The sequence below is a fragment of the Modestobacter sp. SSW1-42 genome, assembly GCF_046635825.1.
Lineage (GTDB): Bacteria > Actinomycetota > Actinomycetes > Mycobacteriales > Geodermatophilaceae > Modestobacter.
On sequence record NZ_JBISCA010000005.1, the window covers coordinates 308,535 to 324,958 of the forward strand.

Sequence of the window (16,424 nt, forward strand, 5' to 3'; positions counted from 1 at the left end):
AGCGATCGCTGACGAGTGTGCAGCACGAGTCTGCTGCGACCGAGCCCGACAAAAGACGAGAGACTGTGTCGCCTCGGGCGAGGGCGGAGGCAAGCGCCCCACCAGACACAAGTCTGGCTCCGTCAACGCGGCCGGGCGGCCACGGACACCGGGAGGGGCAGCGAACGCAGGACGGCCAACACGGAGTTGATGCCGATGTTGAAGCGACCGGAACATCGCAGACCCAATCCGCACACCCACCGGGCAGCCCCGTGCGGAGAAGTTGACCGACGTACCCGGCGCTCGTAACGAGACCGGCGTCCGCGAGAGGTTGCCTCGGGTCACCGACTTCGAGAGGACCGCCCGTGCCCGACCTCTTCTCCCCCTTCACGCTCAAGGGCGTGACGCTGCGCAACCGCATCGCCATGTCGCCGATGACCATGTACGGCTCGGTCGACGGCCAGATGGACGACTACCACGTGATGTACCTCGGAGCCCGCGCCGCCGGCGGCTTCGGGTTGGTCTTCCCCGAGCAGATCGCCATCACCCCCGACGGCCGCACCACCACCTCCTGCGCCGGCATCTGGGACGACGACCAGGTCGAAGGCCACCAGCGAGTCACCTCGATCATCAAGCGCTTCGGCGGAGTCGCGGGCATCCAGCTCGGCCACACCGGGCGCAAGGGCAGCGAGGTCCCGCCGCACAAGGAGACCAACGCCCAGGGTGGCTGGAAGGCCCTCCCGCCGGACCACCCGGACGGCTGGCAGACCGTCGGCCCCTCGGCCATCCCCGCCGGCGGTGACCACTCCTTCCCGGTGCACGCGCTGACCGTGGACGAGATCAAGTCGCTGCACCGCAGCTACGCCGACGCCGCCCGCCGCGCCGCCGACGCCGGCTACGAGTGGCTGGAGATGCACTTCGCGCACGGCTACCTGGCCGCCAGCTTCTTCTCACCGCTCGCCAACCAGCGCACGGATGAGTACGGCGGCAGCAACCGCAACCGGGCGCGCTTCCTGCTCGAGGCGCTCGACGCCGTCCGGGAGGTCTGGCCCGAGCACCTCCCGCTCACCATGCGGCTGGGCTCGGACGACTTCCACCCCGCCGGCACCCAGTTCGAGGACTCCATCGAGGCCATCGGCTGGATGAAGGAGCACGGCCTGGACCTCGCCGACCTGTCCATGGGCGGCAACACCGACGACATGGTCAACCCCTCGTTCTTCAACGAGCCGGCCGGATTCGTCTCCCGCGCCACCCGGGTCCGCCGCGAGGTCGGCATCCCGGTCGCCACCAGCTGGAACCTCGGCGTCCCGCAGACCGCCGACACCGTCATCCGCCAGGAGCTCATCGACGTCGCGATGATCGGGCGCCCGGCGCTGTCCAACCCGCACTGGCCGGTATGGGCCGCCCGCGAGCTCGGCCACGAAGCACCCTTCGACCTGGTGCCGGCCGACTGGCGCTGGTGGCTGTCGAACTTCCGCGGCCACGCCCCGAGCATCGGGCTGCCGCCGACCCCGGCCGAGGTCCGCGCCGCGGCCGAGGCCGACGTCCCGGTCGCCGAGTTCGGCGAGATCCCAGTCAGCGCCTGACGGAGTGCCGCCCCGGCCACACGGCCGGGGCGGCGCTCCGGCAGGTCAGGGGCGGGCGGCCCGGGCGGCGTCCCGCCATTGCTTGCGTGCCGCCTGCACGACCGGGTGCAGCGGGTCGGCCGGGTCCTCGGCCAGGTTGAACGGCGGCTCCAGCTCCGCGACCACCGCGGCCTCGACCGTCCACGGCTCAGGGTGCTCGGCCCAGGTCAGGTCGATCTTCTCCGCCATCCACTCCGACAGCGCCAGCTCGTCCCGGTTGACCAGCACCGGCTTCGTCGTCCAGCGGCTCTGCCAGCCCTGCCGCTCGCTCATCAGCGCCGCCAGCGTCCGGCGCAGCGACGAGGTCGCCGTCGTCCCGCGGAGGTGCTCCCCCACCACCCGGCTGCGCAACGTCGCCCTCGCCTCGACGCCGTTGGGCGCAGTGCCGACGTACAAGAGCTGCAGCGGCGCCGTCGGGTGCCGCGGGCCGGAGATCCCGGGCAGCGCACCGAACCGTGTCCACACCGCGTACAGGCCGGGCTCGTCGGGCACGGTCGTGCGGGCCTCGTCCAGCGACACGGGCAGTGAGCGCAGGGCGTCGAGCACGGGGTCCATCCCGACAGTCAAGCGCTCGGGACGCCCGGACAGCGACGGCGGGCTTCGAGGCGGGCGCCCCGGAGCCCGGTCGCCGCACGTCAGCGGCGGCGCCGGCGGGTGCCGAAGAGGCCGCGGGTGATCTCTCGACCCAGGGACGACGCGGCCGAGCGCGCGAAGGACTTGAACGCCGCCGACCCGAGCACCTGCTTGACGACGCTCTCCTCCTCGGGCTCGGGCTCCGCCTGACGCGCGGGCTCCTCATCGACCGGGGCCGGCGGAGGCGCGAGCCGGGCCGCCAGCCGCTCGTACGCCGACTCCCGGTCCACCGCCTGCCCGTACTTCGCCTGCAGCGGCGAGCCCGCCACCGCCTGCTGCAGCACCGCCGGCTCGACCGGGCCCATGAGCGACCGCGGTGAGCGCAGCATCGTCCAGGCGACCGGGGTCGGCGTCCCGCGGTCCGACAGCACCGTCACCGCCGCCTCGCCGATGCCCAGCGAGGTCAGCATCTCGGCGATGTCGTAGTCCTTGGACTTCGGGAACGTCTTCACCGTCTTGCGCAGCGCGTCGGCGTCCTCGGGGGTGAAGGTGCGTAGCGCGTGCTGCACCCGGTTGCCCAGCTGCCCCAGCACCGCCGAGGGCACGTCGGTCGGGTTCTGCGTCACGAAGAAGATGCCGACGCCCTTCGAGCGGATCAGCCGCACGGTCTGGGTCACCGACTCCAGGAACGCCTTGCTGGCGCCGGAAAACAGCAGGTGCGCCTCGTCGAAGAAGAACACCAGCTTCGGCTTGTCGACGTCACCGACCTCGGGCAGCTCCTCGAACAGCTCGGCCAGCAGCCACATCAGGAACGTCGAGAACAGCGCCGGCCGGTCCTGCACCGCGGCCAGCTCGACCGCGCTGATCACCCCGCGGCCGTCCGCGCCGACCCGGATCAGGTCGGTCGGCTCCCACTCGGGCTCGCCGAAGAAGACGTCGCCGCCCAGCTCCTGCAGGCCGATCAGCTCGCGCAGCAGCACCCCGGCGGTGCTCGACGACAGCCCACCCAGCGCCTTGAGCTCGGGCTTGCCCTCGTCGCTGACCAGCCAGCTGATCACCGAGCGCAGGTCCTTGAGGTCCAGCAGCGGCAGGCCCGCCCCGTCGGCGTAGTGGAACACCAGCCCGAGCGAGCTCTCCTGGGTCGCGTTCAGGTCCAGCACCTTGGCCAGCAGCGTCGGGCCGAACTGGGTCATCGTCGCCCGCACCGGCACCCCGGGGCCGATCCCGCCCAGCGACAGGAACTCGGTCGGGAACGCCGTCGCCGCCCACTCATCGGCGGTGTTCGTGGCCCGCTGGGTGACCCGGTCTCCCCCGGCGCCGGGCGCCGACAGGCCGCTCAGGTCGCCCTTCACGTCGGCGACCACGACCGGCACCCCGGCCGCCGACAGCTGCTCGGCCAGCAGTTGCAGCGTCTTCGTCTTGCCCGTCCCCGTCGCGCCGGCGATCAGGCCGTGCCGGTTGAGCATCGCCAGCGGCACGCGCACCTGCGCCTCGGGGTGCGGCCGGCCGTCGTGGACCACCGAGCCGAGCACGAGCGACGGACCGGCCGTCTCGTAGCCGGCGGCGATCCGCGTCGCGGCGTCATCAGGGGCGGAGGGCTGCGTCACCTCGCGGACACTAGCGGCGGCCAGCGGCCGGGGCAGGGGTCCCGTGGGCCGGCAGGTCACACCTGGGTCACGTCATGGGCTCGTTACCGAGGCGACACAGCTCCCGCACACCAGGGCCGTTAGGTCCACGGCGACGGCGCACCGTGCGTCGTCCGCCGCCTCCGAGGAGACCCGTTGAGCCCCTCCGCCGTCCGCCGCGCAATCGCCGGCACCGCCGTCGCCGCCGCCGTCCTCTCCCTTCCCGCCTGCGGCGGCTCCGACGCCGAGGCAGCCGGGTCGGACAGCGGCGAGACCCAGACGGTCACCGTCGGCACGCTGCGCGGCCAGCCGCACTTCTACGCACCCTTCCTCTACGAGGACCACGCCGTCGACGGCGTCGAGTTCGAGGTGGTCACCCTCGACAGCACCCCGGCACTGACCGACGCGGTCTCCTCCGGCACCGTCGACTTCGCCATCACCGGCGTCACCGCCACCATCTCCGGCATCTCGCAGGACCGGGACCTCAAGATCGTCGCCTCGGCCGCCGACGGCGGGTCCGGCTTCATCGGCGGCGACGACGTCCAGACCGTCGCCGACCTGGTGGGCAAGAAGGTCGGCTACATCCAGGGCAGCGCGCCCGAGGTGGCGATGCGGCTGATCCTCGCCGAGAACGATATCGACCCCGCCAGCCTGGAGCTGATCGCCGTCCCGCCGCCGGAGATGGCCTCGGCGTTCAACAGCGGCTCGGTCGACGCCTTCTTCGGCACCGAGATCGCCGTCTCCCTGGCCACCGCAGCCGGCGGCCACTCGATCACCGACCCCTACGCCACCCCCATCGGCAAGGTGAACATCGGCCTGGTCACCACCGGCACCAAGGTGACCGAGGACCCCGAGCTGGTGCAGAAGGTCGTCGACACGCACGCCGCCACGACCGCCTACATGACCGACAACATCGACGAGTGGCTGCCGGAGATGGTCAAGGAGTTCGGCGGCGACCAGGCGGTGCTCGAGTCGGCCTTGAAGAACTTCTTCCTGCGCGCCGACCTGAGCGAGGAGTACCAGGGCCAGGTCGAGGCGCTGGCCGGCGCCATGGTCGAGCTCGGGCTGATCGAGACCGCCCCGCCCGCGACCGACCTCGTCGACGCCACCTTCGCACCCGAGGCCTGACCCACCGGGACGCCGGCGCAGCCCGCGCCGGCGTCCCGCCCCCGCCGGGAGGAAGCACCATGACCACCACCGCCGTCCCCGTGTCGGCCGCCGTCCCGACGGCGCCGGCCGCGCCGCGACCGAAGCGCAACGGCCGGCTGCGCACCGTGCTGCTCGGCCTGCCGGTCCCGCTGCTGTTCCTGCTCGTCTGGCACCTGGGCCGGGAGGGGAAGTGGGAGCTGCCCTTCGGCATCCGGATGGGCTTCCTCCCCTACCCCGCCGACGTCGCCGGCGGGCTGGTCAACTACGTCGCCGGCACCCGGGACAACGCCTTCAGCAGCCTGCTCTGGGAGGACCTCCCGGCCAGCGCGCTGCGCGTGTTCTCCGGCTTCGCGCTGGCCACGGCGGTCGCCGTCCCGCTCGGGGTGCTGATGGGCCGGTCCACCACGGTCAACGCCCTCTTCGACCCGATGGTCAACCTCTTCCGGCCCATCCCGGCGACCGCCTGGGTGCCGCTGGTCGCCCTGCTCATCGGCTACGGCGACCAGGCCTCGATCTTCCTGATCACGCTGTCGGCCTTCTTCCCGATCGTGCTCGGCACGATCAGCGGCGCCCGCCAGGTGCCCGAGCGGCTGCTGGAGGCCGCCCGGATGCTCGGGACGTCGACCGTCGGCTGCCTGCTGCGGGTCGTGCTGCCGGCCGCCGCCCCGGCGATCGTCAACGGGATGCGGGTGGGCCTGGGCCTGTCCTGGGTGATCCTCGTGCTGAGCGAGACCACCGGGGTCCCGACCGGGCTGGGCTCGACCATCTTCCTGGCCCGCGACGTCGTCCAGACCGACCAGATCGTCGTCGGGATGATCTGCATCGCCGTCGCCGGGTTCCTCTCCGACCGGCTGTTGATGCTGGTCTTCCGCGTCCTGTTCCGCGACCGTCCGCTGATCAAGTAGGAGCCGACATGGACCACCTGACTGCCGGCCGCACCGCCGACGTGCGCATCAGCGGCCTGGGCAAGACCTACGACGGCGGCGTCGCCGCGATGGCCGACGTCGACCTGACCATCGCCTCCGGGGAGTTCGTCGCCGTGGTCGGCGCCAGCGGCTGCGGCAAGAGCACGCTGCTGCGCATCCTGGCCGGCTTCGAGCGGCCCACCGCCGGCAGCGTCGAGGTCGGCGGGACGCCGGTCACCGGGCCCGGCCCCGACCGCGGCGTCGTCTTCCAGGACTACGGGTTGTTCCCGTGGCTGTCGGTGCGGGAGAACGTCGCCTACGGGCCGTCGCGGAAGAAGCTGCCCCAGGCCGAGGTCGCCGCGGTGACCGACCGGTTCATCGCCGCCGTGGGGCTCACCCGGTTCGCCGACAAGTACCCGACACAGCTGTCCGGCGGCATGCAGCAGCGGGTGGCGATCGCCCGGGTGCTCGCCAACGACCCCTCGCTGCTGCTCATGGACGAGCCGTTCGGGGCGCTCGACGCGCTCACCCGCACCGACCTGCAGGCCGAGCTCAAGCGGATCCACGTCGAAACGCGCACGACGGTCGTGTTCGTGACCCACTCGATCGAGGAGGCCGTCTACCTCGCCGACCGGGTCGTGGTGATGACCGGCGGTGCCTCGCACGGGCTGCCCGGGCACGTGCAGGCCGTCGTCCCCGTCGACCTCGCCGACCGGGACGTCACCGCACCGGCGTTCAACGAGCTCAAGCGGCAGATCGCAGCACTCGTGCACACGGTGCCGGCGCCGGTCTGAGGCGCCGTCCGGTCAGCCGTGCCGGGTGAGCGGACGGACGGCGACGCGCGGGGGTGCCGGCCGCAACACGGTGCGGTGGTGCTCCTGGACGACGACCAGCGTGCCGCCGCGGGCGGTGTCGCACAGCGCCTCAAACACCACCGGGTCCAGCAGCGCGATCTCGGTGCGACCGCACACACCGGTCTCGGCGACCGCCCGGGCCACCTGCTCCTCGAGTGCGGCCTCGGCGAGCCCACGCTCCACGTCGTCGGCGCGGCGGCCCACGACCGCGACGGCGAGCACCGAGCCCTCCTGCCGCGCGGCGTCCCGCAGGGCGCGCACCAGCTCCGCCGAGGTCGCCGCCGTCCCATCCAGGGCGACGACGATGCGGGCCCGTGCGCGACGGGACGGCCGGCTGCCGACCACTTCCGCTGACGTCATGCAGCAAGCGTGACGTGGCATACAGCCTCCGTACAGGTTCTGATACCAACGAGTTCCGCTGAGAGCGCGCTCACGGACAGTCCGTGAGCAGCCGCTCACGCACAGCCCCCCAGCAAGGAGTGACATGGCCAGCAGCCCGGACGACGTCGCCCGGATCCTCGGTGGCCTGCCCGCCGCCGACCCGCGCTGGGCCGCGGTGTGGACCGCGCTCCCCCGCCTGGCCGGTCGCGTGCAGGCGCTGCGGGCCGCGGTCGAGCGCGGCGAGCGGCAGCCGGGCCCCGCCGTCCTCGACCTGCTCGCCACCTGCGAGGCGCTGGACCGCGTGGGCCGCCCGCTGCGCGCCGTCGTCCAGGTCCTCGACGCACCGGCGCGGGCGCCGCACGGGCCGCTCGCGGGCGTGCCGGTCGCGGTCAAGGACATGATCGACGTCGCCGGGGCCGTGCGGGGCGACGGCAACCCGAGCGCGATGGGCGGCTCCCCCGCCGCGCAGGACGCCCCGGTCGTCGCCCGGCTGCGCGCCGCCGCGGCCGACGTCGTCGCCACCACCTCGCTGCTCGAGTACGCCGCCGGCGCCCCGCACCCCGACCTGCCGGAGGCGCGCAACCCGGTCCGCCCTGACCGGACGGCGGGCGGCTCCAGCGGCGGGTCCGCGGCGCTGGTCGGCGCCGGCGTCGTCCCGGCCGCGTTGGGCACCGACACCGGCGGGTCGATCCGGCTGCCCGCGCACTACTGCGGCGTCGTCGGCCTCAAGCCCTCGTCCGGGTTCGTGCCGGTGGACGGCGTGACGCCGCTGTCGCCGTCGCTGGACCACGTCGGCGTGCTCGCCCGGGACGTCGCCACCACCGCGCGGGTGCTCGCGGTGATCGCCGACCGCCCGATGCCCGCCGACCCCACGGCTCCGCGGATCGGCGTCCTCACCGGCCAGCTCGCCTCCCCCGCGCTCGACCCGGAGCTGGCCCGCCGCACCCGCGCGCTCATCGACCGGCTGCGGGAGCAGACCACCGTCGTCGAGGTCGACGACGCCGTCCTGGTCGAGCTGGGCGACCTGCTCGTGCCGGTCCTGCTGCCCGAGGCGTGGGCGGTGCACGGCGAGCGGGTGACCACCGAGCCCGGCTGGTACGGCCCGGACACGCTCCGGTTGTTCCAGGCCGCCGGCCGGGCCGACCCGGCCGTATGCGAGGAGGCGCTGGCCCGCCGCGACGAGCTGCTGCCCGCCGCCGCGGCCCTGCTCGACGGGGTCGACGTCCTGCTCGGGCCCACCGCGCCCTACGCCGCGCCGGAGCTGACCCCGCCGATCGACACCCCCGAGGGCGAGGTCGAGGGGCTGTTCACCGGCCCGTTCAACGTCACCGGCCAGCCCGCGCTCTCGCTGCCGGCCGGACGCACCGACGAGGGTCTGCCGTTCGGCGTGCAGCTCGTCGGCCGCACCGGTGCCGACGCCGCCCTGCTGGCCGCCGCCGCCTGGATCGAGCGCGCACTCAGCTGACCGGGGGCGCCAGGAAGCCCAGGACCGCCTGCGCGAGCTCGCCGTCCGGGTCGGCGAGGGTGTCCAGGATGTCGAAGTGGTTGCGCTCCAGGGTGCGGGACTCCACCGGCAGCCCGGCCTCGGCGCAGGCGGCGGCCCAGTCGCGGGTCTGCCGCTCGAACTCCGGGGTCTCCTGCGTGCCGACCACCGCGAGCGTGGGCGGGGCGACCTCGGGCAGGTTCAGCTGCGGCGAGAGCACCAGGGTGTCCTCGACGGTGAGGTTGAGCCAGGGCTGCACGAACGAGTAGACCAGCGGGCGCAGGTCCATCACCGCGCTCACCGGCAGCGCGCCGGCGAAGGGCTGCGCGGGCAGGCCGTACTCCCCCACCCAGTCGGTGGCCAGCAGCGCGCCGACCGCGTGCCCGCCGGCCGAGTGCCCGGCGACGACGATCCGGTCCCGGTCGATCCCGAGGGACTCGGCGTTGCGGTACAGGTACGCGAACGCAGCCCGGTGCTGGCGGGTGATCTCCGCGACCGTGACCGCCGGCGCCAGCGTGTAGTTCTCCACCACCGTCGTCACCCCGTGCGGGGCCATGCCGTCGGCGACGTAGCTCCACACCTTGGAGTCGGTGGCCTTCCAGAAGCCGCCGTGCACGAAGAACAGCGCCGGCTGCAGCGCGTCGCCGTCCGCCCGGCCGGGGAAGACGTCGAAGGTCTCGGTCAGGGTCGCGCCGTAGCGCACGTCGAGCGTGCCGCGCAGCGCCTGCCGGGTGGCGGCGCTGCGGGCGACGTAGTCCTCGGCGTAGGCCCCGAAGTCGGGGACGGTGGCCTCGATGTCGTACTGGGCGGTCAGCTCGTCGACGGTGGCGAACTCGCGGTACAGGCTCATGGCCGCACTCTCCCAGCCCGCCCGGGCGCGCGACAGCCGACTGCCCCCGGTACGCGGACGCACCAGGGGCAGTCGGGAGCGTCAGACGGCCAGGCCGCTGCACACCGAGGAGCAGTTCACCTTCCACACCGCCGGGGCCAGCGAGGCGAACAGCGGCGAGCGCACCAGCCGCTGCCCGCCCGGCCCGACCACCGGTCCCGGCGGGGTCGCCGTCGGGGTCGGCTGGGCCGTCGGGGTCACGGTCGGCGTCGGCGCCGGGGACGACGAGGGCGCCGGGGTGGACGCCACGTACGTCAGGCCCGCGGTCAGCACCGACGAGGTGCCGTCGGGGGCGAAGACGTACACGTCGTACGTGCCGGCGACCAGCCGCGGCGTCGTGAACACCACCTGGGCGGAGCTCACGCTCGTCACCGTCGCCGCCGCGGTCAGCCCCACCCGCACCCGGGCCCCGGCCGGGACGGCGCCACCGGTGATCGTCACCCGGGTGCCACCGGCCGCGTCGACGCGGGTCGGGCTGATCGACGTCAGCCTGAACGGCCCGACCCCCGGATAGGGCGTCGTCCCGCCGGTGCCCGGCGGCGTCGAGCCGGACGGCGGCGCGGTGGTCGTCGTCGGCTGCGGGACGCCGGACGACGACGTCGGCTGCGCGCTGGTCGGCGTCGCCGGCCGGGTGGTCGCCGGAGCCGAGGGGGCCGGGGCGCTCGTGACCGGAGCCCGGCTCGTGGTCGGAGCAGGCGCGGCGGACGTCGGCGCGGAGGTCGGCGCCGCCGGGGTCGGGCGGGCCGAGGTCGGCGCGGCCGAGGTCGGGGCCGCGGTCGGAGGTGCCGCCGGGGTCGGGGCTGCCGACGTGGGCGCGGCCGAGGTCGGCCGGGCCGGAGTCGTCGGCGCCGCGGTGCTGGTCGCCCGCGGCGTCGTGGGCGCCGCCGTCGCCGGGGCGGAGCTGGCCGGGGACGTCGTCCGCGGCGTCGTCGTCCCGGGCGCCGCGGACGACGTCGGGCCGGCGGTGGGGGCCGCGGTCGCCGGCGGCGGGGTCACCGCGGCCGCACCGACCAGCAGCGGCGCGGCGTACGGGCGGCCGACGGGCTCGCCGTCCCGGCTCAGCTGCGCCATGAGCACGTAGCGGCCACCGGTCAGCTCCGCGGTCGGGCTGACCACCAGCGAGCCGAGGCCGGGGCGCGCGCCGAGGGGGAAGGTGGCCTGGCCGTCGTCGCCGGTGGGCATCGTCAGCCCGTCCACGGTGAGCGCCTGCTCGGCGACCGCCATGACCTCGCCGCCGTTCTCCATGCCCAGGCCGATCGTGACCGCGTAGTCGCCGGCCGGGGCGTCGCCGCTGACGGCGACCTGCGGCGACACGACGCCGGGCTGGGCGGTCATGCCGGTGAACGTGTAGCGGACCTCGTCGGCGGCGTTGCCCAGCGCGGTGAGCGACAGCCGTCCGCCGGTGACCGAGCGGCCGGCGAAGGCGGGCACCGGCTGGGTGTCGGCCAGGAGCATCGCCTTCAGCTCGGTGGCCGTGGCGGCGGGGTGCTGCGCCCGGTACAGGGCGTACCCGGCCGCGACCATCGGCGAGGCGATGCTCGTGCCGCTGGTCAGGTGGTACTGGCCGTCGTTCGCGGTGGAGAGCACGTACTCGCCGGGCGCGAACAGGTCGACGGCGCGCGCCCCGTGGGCGGAGAAGCCGGCGACGGTGTCGCCGGGCGTGCTGGCGCCGACGGTCACCATGTTGGGCAGGTCGAGGCTGGCTGGGTACACCGGGACGGCGTCCCGGTCCAGCGCGTCGTTGCCGGCCGCGACCACCACGACGACGCCCTTGTCGTTGGCGTAGCGGATGGCGTCGGTGAGGATCTGGACGCCGCCGGTGCCACCCCAGCTGGCGTTGACGACGTCGGCGCCGTGGTCGGCGGCGTACCGGATCGCCTGGGCGCCGGCGTACACGTCGACGCTGCGCCCGGAGCCGACCACCAGCGGCATGATCGTGACGTCCGGCGCGACCCCGGCGGTGCCGGTGCCGTTGCCGGCCCGGGCGCCCACGGCCCCGGCGACCGAGGTGCCGTGGCTGTTGTCGCCGCCGCCGTTGGTGACGTCGGCGCTGTTGGCGTAGAAGTTCCAGCCGTGGCAGTCGCCGGCCAGGCCGTCGCGGTCGGTGTCGACCGTGCCGCACGGCTGGTCGGGGTCGGTCCACAGCGAGCCGGCCAGGTCGGGGTGGTCCACCATCATCCCGCTGTCGACGACCGCGACGACCATGCCGCGGCCGGTGCCGGCCTGCCAGCCGGTCGGGGCGGCGACGTCGGCGCCGGCCACCGCGGGCGTCGTCTGCGAGTTCGTGCCGGTGTTGAGCAGGTTGTAGCCGTAGCGGGACCAGTACGGGTCGGTGATGGGCGCGGCGGCCACGGTGCCCGGTTCGGACACGATCACCTGAGCCCCCGGGACGACGGCGGCCAGGTCGCCCGGCGTGAGCCCCTCGGTGGCCACCAGCGCCGAGCCGTCGAACAGCCGCTGCGCCGAGACCACGCGCGGCGTGCCCTGCAGGTCGGCCAGCTGCGCGTCGGTCAGCTGGCCGTCGGTCGCCGGGCTCACCACGAGCCGGGTGAGGCCGTCGCCGGCCGGGCCGAAGTCCGCGGCGGTGACCGCGGTCGGCAGGTCCTCGTGCGCCAGTGCGTCCACGGCGGCCGCGGTCCCGAAGCCGGTCACCGCGGCCGCCAGCACGGCGACCGCCTTGACCCGGCCGGTCGCCGTCGTCCCGCCGCGCAGGTGCGGTGTTGCGCCCATCAGATGCGTCCCGTCTCGCTCAGGTCCCACACAGGGATCGAGGGAGCATCGGCGCCGGCGGCCCGCGGCTGGAGACCCCGTCCGGGTGACTCCTCCGGCGGCGGGACCGGTTCCGTCCGGGGTCGGGACTGCCGATGACCAGCGTCATGAGCACCATCCGGACCGACGACGCCCTGGACAGCTGGCTCAGCGAGCTGACCGGCGGCGAGTCCTCGATGCGCCGCCTGCGCAAGCGGCTGCGCGCCGAGGCCACCCGCGACGACGACCTCTGCTGCCCCACCTGCCAGCGCCCCTCCACCGACGACGCCACCCACACCGGCCACCTGGCCGCCGCCGAACCGGTCGACTGACTCCGGTCACCGCCGCCCGGCGGCCCCGGCGGGGCCATGTTCGCGAACATGGCCCCGCCGGGGGCCAGGCCGTACTCCTGCAGGCGTAGGCGGCGGGCGGCAAGAGCCGCCGCGCGGACGACGACGGGCGAGCGCGGCCGCAGCAGACTCGACCGCATGATCGAGGCACAGCACCTGGCCAAGCGGTACGGCGAGAAGACCGCCGTCGCCGACCTCACCTTCACCGTCCGGCCCGGGGTCGTGACCGGGTTCCTCGGCCCCAACGGCGCCGGCAAGTCGACCACCATGCGGATGGTCATGGGGCTGGACCGGCCCACGTCCGGCACCGCGCTGGTCAACGGCAAGCGCTACGCCGAGCACCGGGCGCCGCTGCGCGAGGTCGGCGCGCTGCTGGAGGCCCGCGCCCTGCACCCGGGCCGCACCGCCCGCGCCCACCTCACCTCCCTCGCCGCCACCGGCGGGCTGCCCACCTCCCGCGTCGACGAGGTGCTGGAGCTCGCCGGGATCACCGCCGTCGCCGACCGGCGGGTGGGCGGCTTCTCCCTCGGCATGGGCCAGCGCCTGGGCGTGGCCACCGCGCTGCTCGGCGACCCGGCCACCGTCGTCCTCGACGAGCCGGTCAACGGCCTGGACCCCGACGGCGTGCTGTGGATCCGCACGCTGACCCGGCGGCTGGCCGCCGAGGGCCGCACGGTCTTCCTCTCCTCGCACCTGATGAGCGAGATGGCGCAGACCGCCGAGCACCTCATCGTCGTGGGCCGCGGCCGGCTGCTGGCCGACGTGTCGACCGCCGAGTTCATCCGGCACGCCGGCGGGGAGTCGGTGCGGGTGCGCAGCCCGCGGGCCGGCGAGCTGACCGGGCTGCTGGCCGCCGACGGCGTCAGCGTCACCTCCGGCGAGACCGGCGTCCTCGACGTCCGCGGCCTGGACGCCGCCACCATCGGCGAGCGCGCGCTGGCCGCCGGCATCGCCCTGCACGAGCTCACCGTCGTCCGACCCTCGCTGGAGGACGCCTTCATGACCCTCACCCGCGACGAGCGCGAGTACCGCACCGACGAGGAGATCGCCGCATGACCGCCGTCCTGGACGCCCCCGACCGCCCGGCCACGCACACCGCCGCCCGCGGCGGCGGGCTCGCCGGCCTGCTGCGCGGCGAGTGGGTCAAGCTCCGCTCGCTGCGCTCCACCTGGCTCAGCCTCGCCATCGGGCTGGTCCTGATGGTGCTCCTCGGCTGGCTGTTCACCGCGACCGCCGAGTCCGGCGGCCCCGGCGGGGACGGCGGCGGCCCGCCCGGGCTGTCGCTGACCGACCCGGTGGGGCTGAGCCTGGCCGGCTACCGGCTGGCCCAGCTGGCGATCGGCGTGCTCGGCGTCCTGCTGGTCACCGGCGAGTACTCCTCCGGCACGATCCGCAGCACCTTCGCCGCGGTGCCCCGGCGCTGGCCGGTGGTGGCGGCCAAGGCCGCCGTCTTCTCCGCCGTCGTGTTCCTCGGCGCGCTGGTGGCCGGCGGGACGTCGTTCCTCGTCGGGCAGGCCTCGCTCGGGGACCTCGGCGTGGGCCTGGGTGCCGACGGCGTCGTCCGCGCGCTGCTGGGGCTGGCGCTGTACCTCACCGCGATCGGGTTGTCCGGCATGGCGCTGGGCTGGCTGCTGCGCTCGACCGCCGGCGCGATCTCCACGCTGTTCGGGCTGGTGTTCCTGCTGCCCGTCCTGGGTGCGCTGCTGCCCTCCAGCTGGGGCCCGGACGTCGTCCGGCTGCTGCCGGGCGAGGCCGGCGCCCAGGTGTTCGCCCTCGTCCCGGCGCCCGACGCGCTGGACCCCTGGGCCGGCTTCGCGGTGCTGGTCGGCTACCTCGTGGTCGCCTTCGGCGCCGCGACGGTGCTGCTGCACCGCCGGGACGCGTGACGCGGCCGGCCGCAGCAGGCACCATCCCGCACATGGACGGACGCCGGCGGGAGCTGCTGCGGGAGGTCGGCCCGCCGCTGGTGCTGGCGGTGCTGACCACCGCCGCCCTGATGCGGGTCCGCGACGGCGACGTGTCCCCCGGTGTGCTGCTGCTCAGCGTCGCGCTGTGGCTGCCCGCGCTGGCCCGCCGGCGCGCGCCGGTGCTGGCGTTCGCCGCGACCGCGCTGCTCGTGGCGGCGCACTGGGTCCCGGCCGGGCTGGACGCCGACGACCTGCTGCCGGCCGACCTGGCGCTCTGGGTCACCCTGGCCGCGGTGGCCGAGCTGCGGCCGCTGCGCACCGCGGCCGCCGCGGCGGCGGTCTGCGAGCTGCTGGTGCTGGGCAGCCTGCTCGGCGACCCGCTCAGCGCCGCACCCGCCGACGAGGGCCACCCGGTCGGGCTCTTCACCGCGATCACCGTCGCGGCGACGCTGTTCGGCCGCAACCGGCGCACCCGGCACGCGCTGGTGACCCAGCTGCGCGAGCGCGCCGAGCGGGCCGAGCAGGAGCGCGACCAGCAGGCGCGGATCGCCGTCGCCGAGGAGCGCAGCCGGATCGCCCGCGAGGTGCACGACGTCGTCTCGCACAACATCTCCGTCATGACCGCCCTCGCCGACGGCGCCGGCTACGCGCTGGCCACCGACGCCGGCCGCCCGCAGGCCCGGCAGGCGGTGGCCGCCATCGCCGACACCGGGCGCAGCGCGATCGCCGAGATGCACCGGCTGCTCGGGGTGTTCCGCGCCGAGGGCGAGGCCTCCCTGGCTCCGGCGCCCGGCCTGGCCGACCTGCCGGCGCTGGTCGAGCAGGTGCGCGCCGCCGGGCTGCCCACCACGCTCACCGTCACCGGGACGCCGGCGCCGCTGGGCACCACCGCGCAGCTGGCCGTCTACCGGCTGGTGCAGGAGGCGCTGACCAACACCCGCAAGCACGCCCCCGACGCCCGGCACGCCGACGTCACCCTCACCTGGGACGACGCCGGGCTGCGGGTGCGGGTGCGCGACGACGGCACCGCTCCCCTCCCGCCGGGCGACTCCCGCGGTCAGGGGCTGATCGGCATGCGCGAGCGGGTCGGCGCCCAGGGCGGCACGGTGCGCGCCGGGCGCAGCGACGGCGGCTGGCTGGTCGAGGCCGTGCTGCCCGCGCCGGCCGCGGTGGCCGCCCCGTGACCACCGTGCTGCTGGTCGACGACGAGCCGCTGCTGCGCGTCGGGTTCGGCATGGTGCTCGCCGCGCACGAGGACCTCACCGTGGTCGGCGAGGCCGGCAACGGCGCCGAGGCGGTCGAGCTGGCCCGGCGGCTGCGCCCGGACGTCGTGGTGATGGACGTCCGGATGCCGGTGCTGGACGGCGTCGAGGCCACCCGGCAGATCGTCGGCGCCGGGCTGCCCAGCCGGGTCGTCGTGCTGACCACCTTCGACCTGGACGAGTACGCGTTCGCCGCGCTGCAGGCCGGGGCCAGCGGCTTCCTGCTGAAGAACACCGAGCCCGCCGCGCTGGTCGCCGCGATCCGCACGGTCGCCAGCGGGGACGCCGTCGTCGCCCCGCGGGTGACCCGCCGGCTGCTGGAGACCTTCGCCGGGCAGCTGGGCGCGCCCGACCGGCGGCCCGACCCGCGGCTGGCCCGGCTCACCGACCGCGAGCGCGAGGTGCTCCAGCAGGTGGCCACCGGGCGCTCCAACGCCGAGATCGCCGCCGAGCTCACCGTCTCCGAGCTGACGGTGAAGACCCACGTCGGCCGGGTGCTGACCAAGCTCGAGCTGCGCGACCGCACCCAGGCCGCCGTCTTCGCCCACCGGGAGCGGCTGGTCGTCCCGGACTGACCGCCCGGGCGGGTGAGTCGGGCTGCCGCCCGGGACCGCTCCGGTTACGATCGCGTTACACCCGAACAGAACGTGTGCATCTACCTGCTGTGCCGGCTCCGCCGGTGGACCAAGGCGGC

General features: G+C 75.0%; 15 protein-coding genes. 10 read left to right on the forward strand and 5 right to left on the reverse strand.

From position 1 onward, the window contains the following. Positions 1–344: 344 nt before the first annotated feature. Positions 345–1,565 carry an NADH:flavin oxidoreductase/NADH oxidase gene (locus tag ACGBYP_RS18690; RefSeq protein WP_411586526.1) on the forward strand — a complete coding sequence of 407 codons (1,221 nt, stop codon included), beginning with the start codon at positions 345–347 and terminating at the stop codon, positions 1,563–1,565. A gap of 45 nt (positions 1,566–1,610) precedes the next feature. Here ACGBYP_RS18690 and ACGBYP_RS18695 read toward each other — a convergent pair whose 3' ends face one another. Beyond that, the gene (locus ACGBYP_RS18695; protein ID WP_411586528.1) at positions 1,611–2,159 is read right to left on the reverse strand and encodes a GIY-YIG nuclease family protein; all 549 of its coding nucleotides are present in this window, start codon (positions 2,157–2,159) and stop codon (positions 1,611–1,613) included. An 80-nt stretch (positions 2,160–2,239) separates the two neighbouring features. Continuing rightward, a complete protein-coding gene (locus ACGBYP_RS18700) occupies positions 2,240–3,784 on the reverse strand; it encodes a helicase HerA-like domain-containing protein (RefSeq protein ID WP_411586530.1) in 1,545 nt (514 codons plus the stop codon). 174 nt (positions 3,785–3,958) lie between these two features. Here ACGBYP_RS18700 and ACGBYP_RS18705 point away from each other — a divergent pair, with 174 nt between their 5' ends. Genes ACGBYP_RS18705 through ACGBYP_RS18715 form a run of 3 tightly spaced genes read left to right on the forward strand, consistent with a single transcriptional unit; the run spans position 3,959 to position 6,650 of the window. Then, positions 3,959–4,930: an ABC transporter substrate-binding protein gene (locus ACGBYP_RS18705; RefSeq protein WP_411586532.1), complete on the forward strand. Its 972-nt coding sequence runs from the start codon at positions 3,959–3,961 to the stop codon at positions 4,928–4,930. A 59-nt stretch (positions 4,931–4,989) separates the two neighbouring features. Beyond that, the gene (locus ACGBYP_RS18710) at positions 4,990–5,856 is read left to right on the forward strand and encodes an ABC transporter permease (RefSeq protein WP_411586535.1); all 867 of its coding nucleotides are present in this window, start codon (positions 4,990–4,992) and stop codon (positions 5,854–5,856) included. 8 nt (positions 5,857–5,864) lie between these two features. Then, positions 5,865–6,650, forward strand: coding sequence for an ABC transporter ATP-binding protein (locus ACGBYP_RS18715; RefSeq protein WP_411586538.1), 786 nt, complete (start codon positions 5,865–5,867; stop codon positions 6,648–6,650). Between the two features lie 12 nt (positions 6,651–6,662). Here ACGBYP_RS18715 and ACGBYP_RS18720 read toward each other — a convergent pair whose 3' ends face one another. After that, complete coding sequence (locus ACGBYP_RS18720) at positions 6,663–7,070, reverse strand: hypothetical protein (RefSeq protein WP_411586540.1); 408 nt, start codon at positions 7,068–7,070, stop codon at positions 6,663–6,665. Between the two features lie 124 nt (positions 7,071–7,194). On the opposite strand from ACGBYP_RS18720, the gene ACGBYP_RS18725 reads away from it, so the two are divergent. Then, the gene (locus ACGBYP_RS18725) at positions 7,195–8,556 is read left to right on the forward strand and encodes an amidase (protein WP_411586542.1); all 1,362 of its coding nucleotides are present in this window, start codon (positions 7,195–7,197) and stop codon (positions 8,554–8,556) included. Here ACGBYP_RS18725 and ACGBYP_RS18730 read toward each other — a convergent pair. Further along, positions 8,549–9,424, reverse strand: a complete 876-nt coding sequence (locus tag ACGBYP_RS18730; RefSeq protein ID WP_411586543.1) for an alpha/beta hydrolase — start codon at positions 9,422–9,424, stop codon at positions 8,549–8,551. The genes ACGBYP_RS18725 and ACGBYP_RS18730 overlap by 8 nt on opposite strands. 81 nt (positions 9,425–9,505) lie before the next feature. Further along, positions 9,506–12,193 carry a S8 family serine peptidase gene (locus tag ACGBYP_RS18735; RefSeq protein WP_411586545.1) on the reverse strand — a complete coding sequence of 896 codons (2,688 nt, stop codon included), beginning with the start codon at positions 12,191–12,193 and terminating at the stop codon, positions 9,506–9,508. Between the two features lie 146 nt (positions 12,194–12,339). Between ACGBYP_RS18735 and ACGBYP_RS18740 the strand changes: the two genes are divergently transcribed. The 5 genes from ACGBYP_RS18740 (at position 12,340) to ACGBYP_RS18760 (ending at position 16,305) form a co-directional block, all read left to right on the forward strand. Further along, entirely contained in the window at positions 12,340–12,543 is a 204-nt protein-coding gene (locus ACGBYP_RS18740; protein WP_411586547.1) for a hypothetical protein, read from the forward strand. A gap of 156 nt (positions 12,544–12,699) precedes the next feature. Beyond that, complete coding sequence (locus ACGBYP_RS18745) at positions 12,700–13,617, forward strand: ATP-binding cassette domain-containing protein (protein ID WP_411586549.1); 918 nt, start codon at positions 12,700–12,702, stop codon at positions 13,615–13,617. Next, positions 13,614–14,447, forward strand: a complete 834-nt coding sequence (locus tag ACGBYP_RS18750; protein WP_411586550.1) for an ABC transporter permease subunit — start codon at positions 13,614–13,616, stop codon at positions 14,445–14,447. The genes ACGBYP_RS18745 and ACGBYP_RS18750 overlap by 4 nt, the downstream gene beginning before the upstream one ends. Positions 14,448–14,479: 32 nt before the next feature. Further along, positions 14,480–15,652, forward strand: coding sequence for a sensor histidine kinase (locus tag ACGBYP_RS18755; protein WP_411586552.1), 1,173 nt, complete (start codon positions 14,480–14,482; stop codon positions 15,650–15,652). Then, the gene (locus ACGBYP_RS18760; RefSeq protein ID WP_411586554.1) at positions 15,649–16,305 is read left to right on the forward strand and encodes a response regulator; all 657 of its coding nucleotides are present in this window, start codon (positions 15,649–15,651) and stop codon (positions 16,303–16,305) included. Before ACGBYP_RS18755 ends, ACGBYP_RS18760 begins: the two co-directional genes overlap by 4 nt. Positions 16,306–16,424 lie beyond the last annotated feature (119 nt).

Coding starts and splice junctions, on each gene's coding strand:
- ACGBYP_RS18695 (WP_411586528.1), bottom strand. CDS start 2,159: ATGGACCCCGTGCTCGACGCCCTGCGCTCACTGCCCGTGTCGCTGGAC.
- ACGBYP_RS18710 (WP_411586535.1), top strand. CDS start 4,990: ATGACCACCACCGCCGTCCCCGTGTCGGCCGCCGTCCCGACGGCGCCG.
- ACGBYP_RS18715 (WP_411586538.1), top strand. CDS start 5,865: ATGGACCACCTGACTGCCGGCCGCACCGCCGACGTGCGCATCAGCGGC.
- ACGBYP_RS18720 (WP_411586540.1), bottom strand. CDS start 7,070: ATGACGTCAGCGGAAGTGGTCGGCAGCCGGCCGTCCCGTCGCGCACGG.
- ACGBYP_RS18725 (WP_411586542.1), top strand. CDS start 7,195: ATGGCCAGCAGCCCGGACGACGTCGCCCGGATCCTCGGTGGCCTGCCC.
- ACGBYP_RS18730 (WP_411586543.1), bottom strand. CDS start 9,424: ATGAGCCTGTACCGCGAGTTCGCCACCGTCGACGAGCTGACCGCCCAG.
- ACGBYP_RS18735 (WP_411586545.1), bottom strand. CDS start 12,193: ATGGGCGCAACACCGCACCTGCGCGGCGGGACGACGGCGACCGGCCGG.
- ACGBYP_RS18740 (WP_411586547.1), top strand. CDS start 12,340: ATGAGCACCATCCGGACCGACGACGCCCTGGACAGCTGGCTCAGCGAG.
- ACGBYP_RS18745 (WP_411586549.1), top strand. CDS start 12,700: ATGATCGAGGCACAGCACCTGGCCAAGCGGTACGGCGAGAAGACCGCC.
- ACGBYP_RS18750 (WP_411586550.1), top strand. CDS start 13,614: ATGACCGCCGTCCTGGACGCCCCCGACCGCCCGGCCACGCACACCGCC.
- ACGBYP_RS18755 (WP_411586552.1), top strand. CDS start 14,480: ATGGACGGACGCCGGCGGGAGCTGCTGCGGGAGGTCGGCCCGCCGCTG.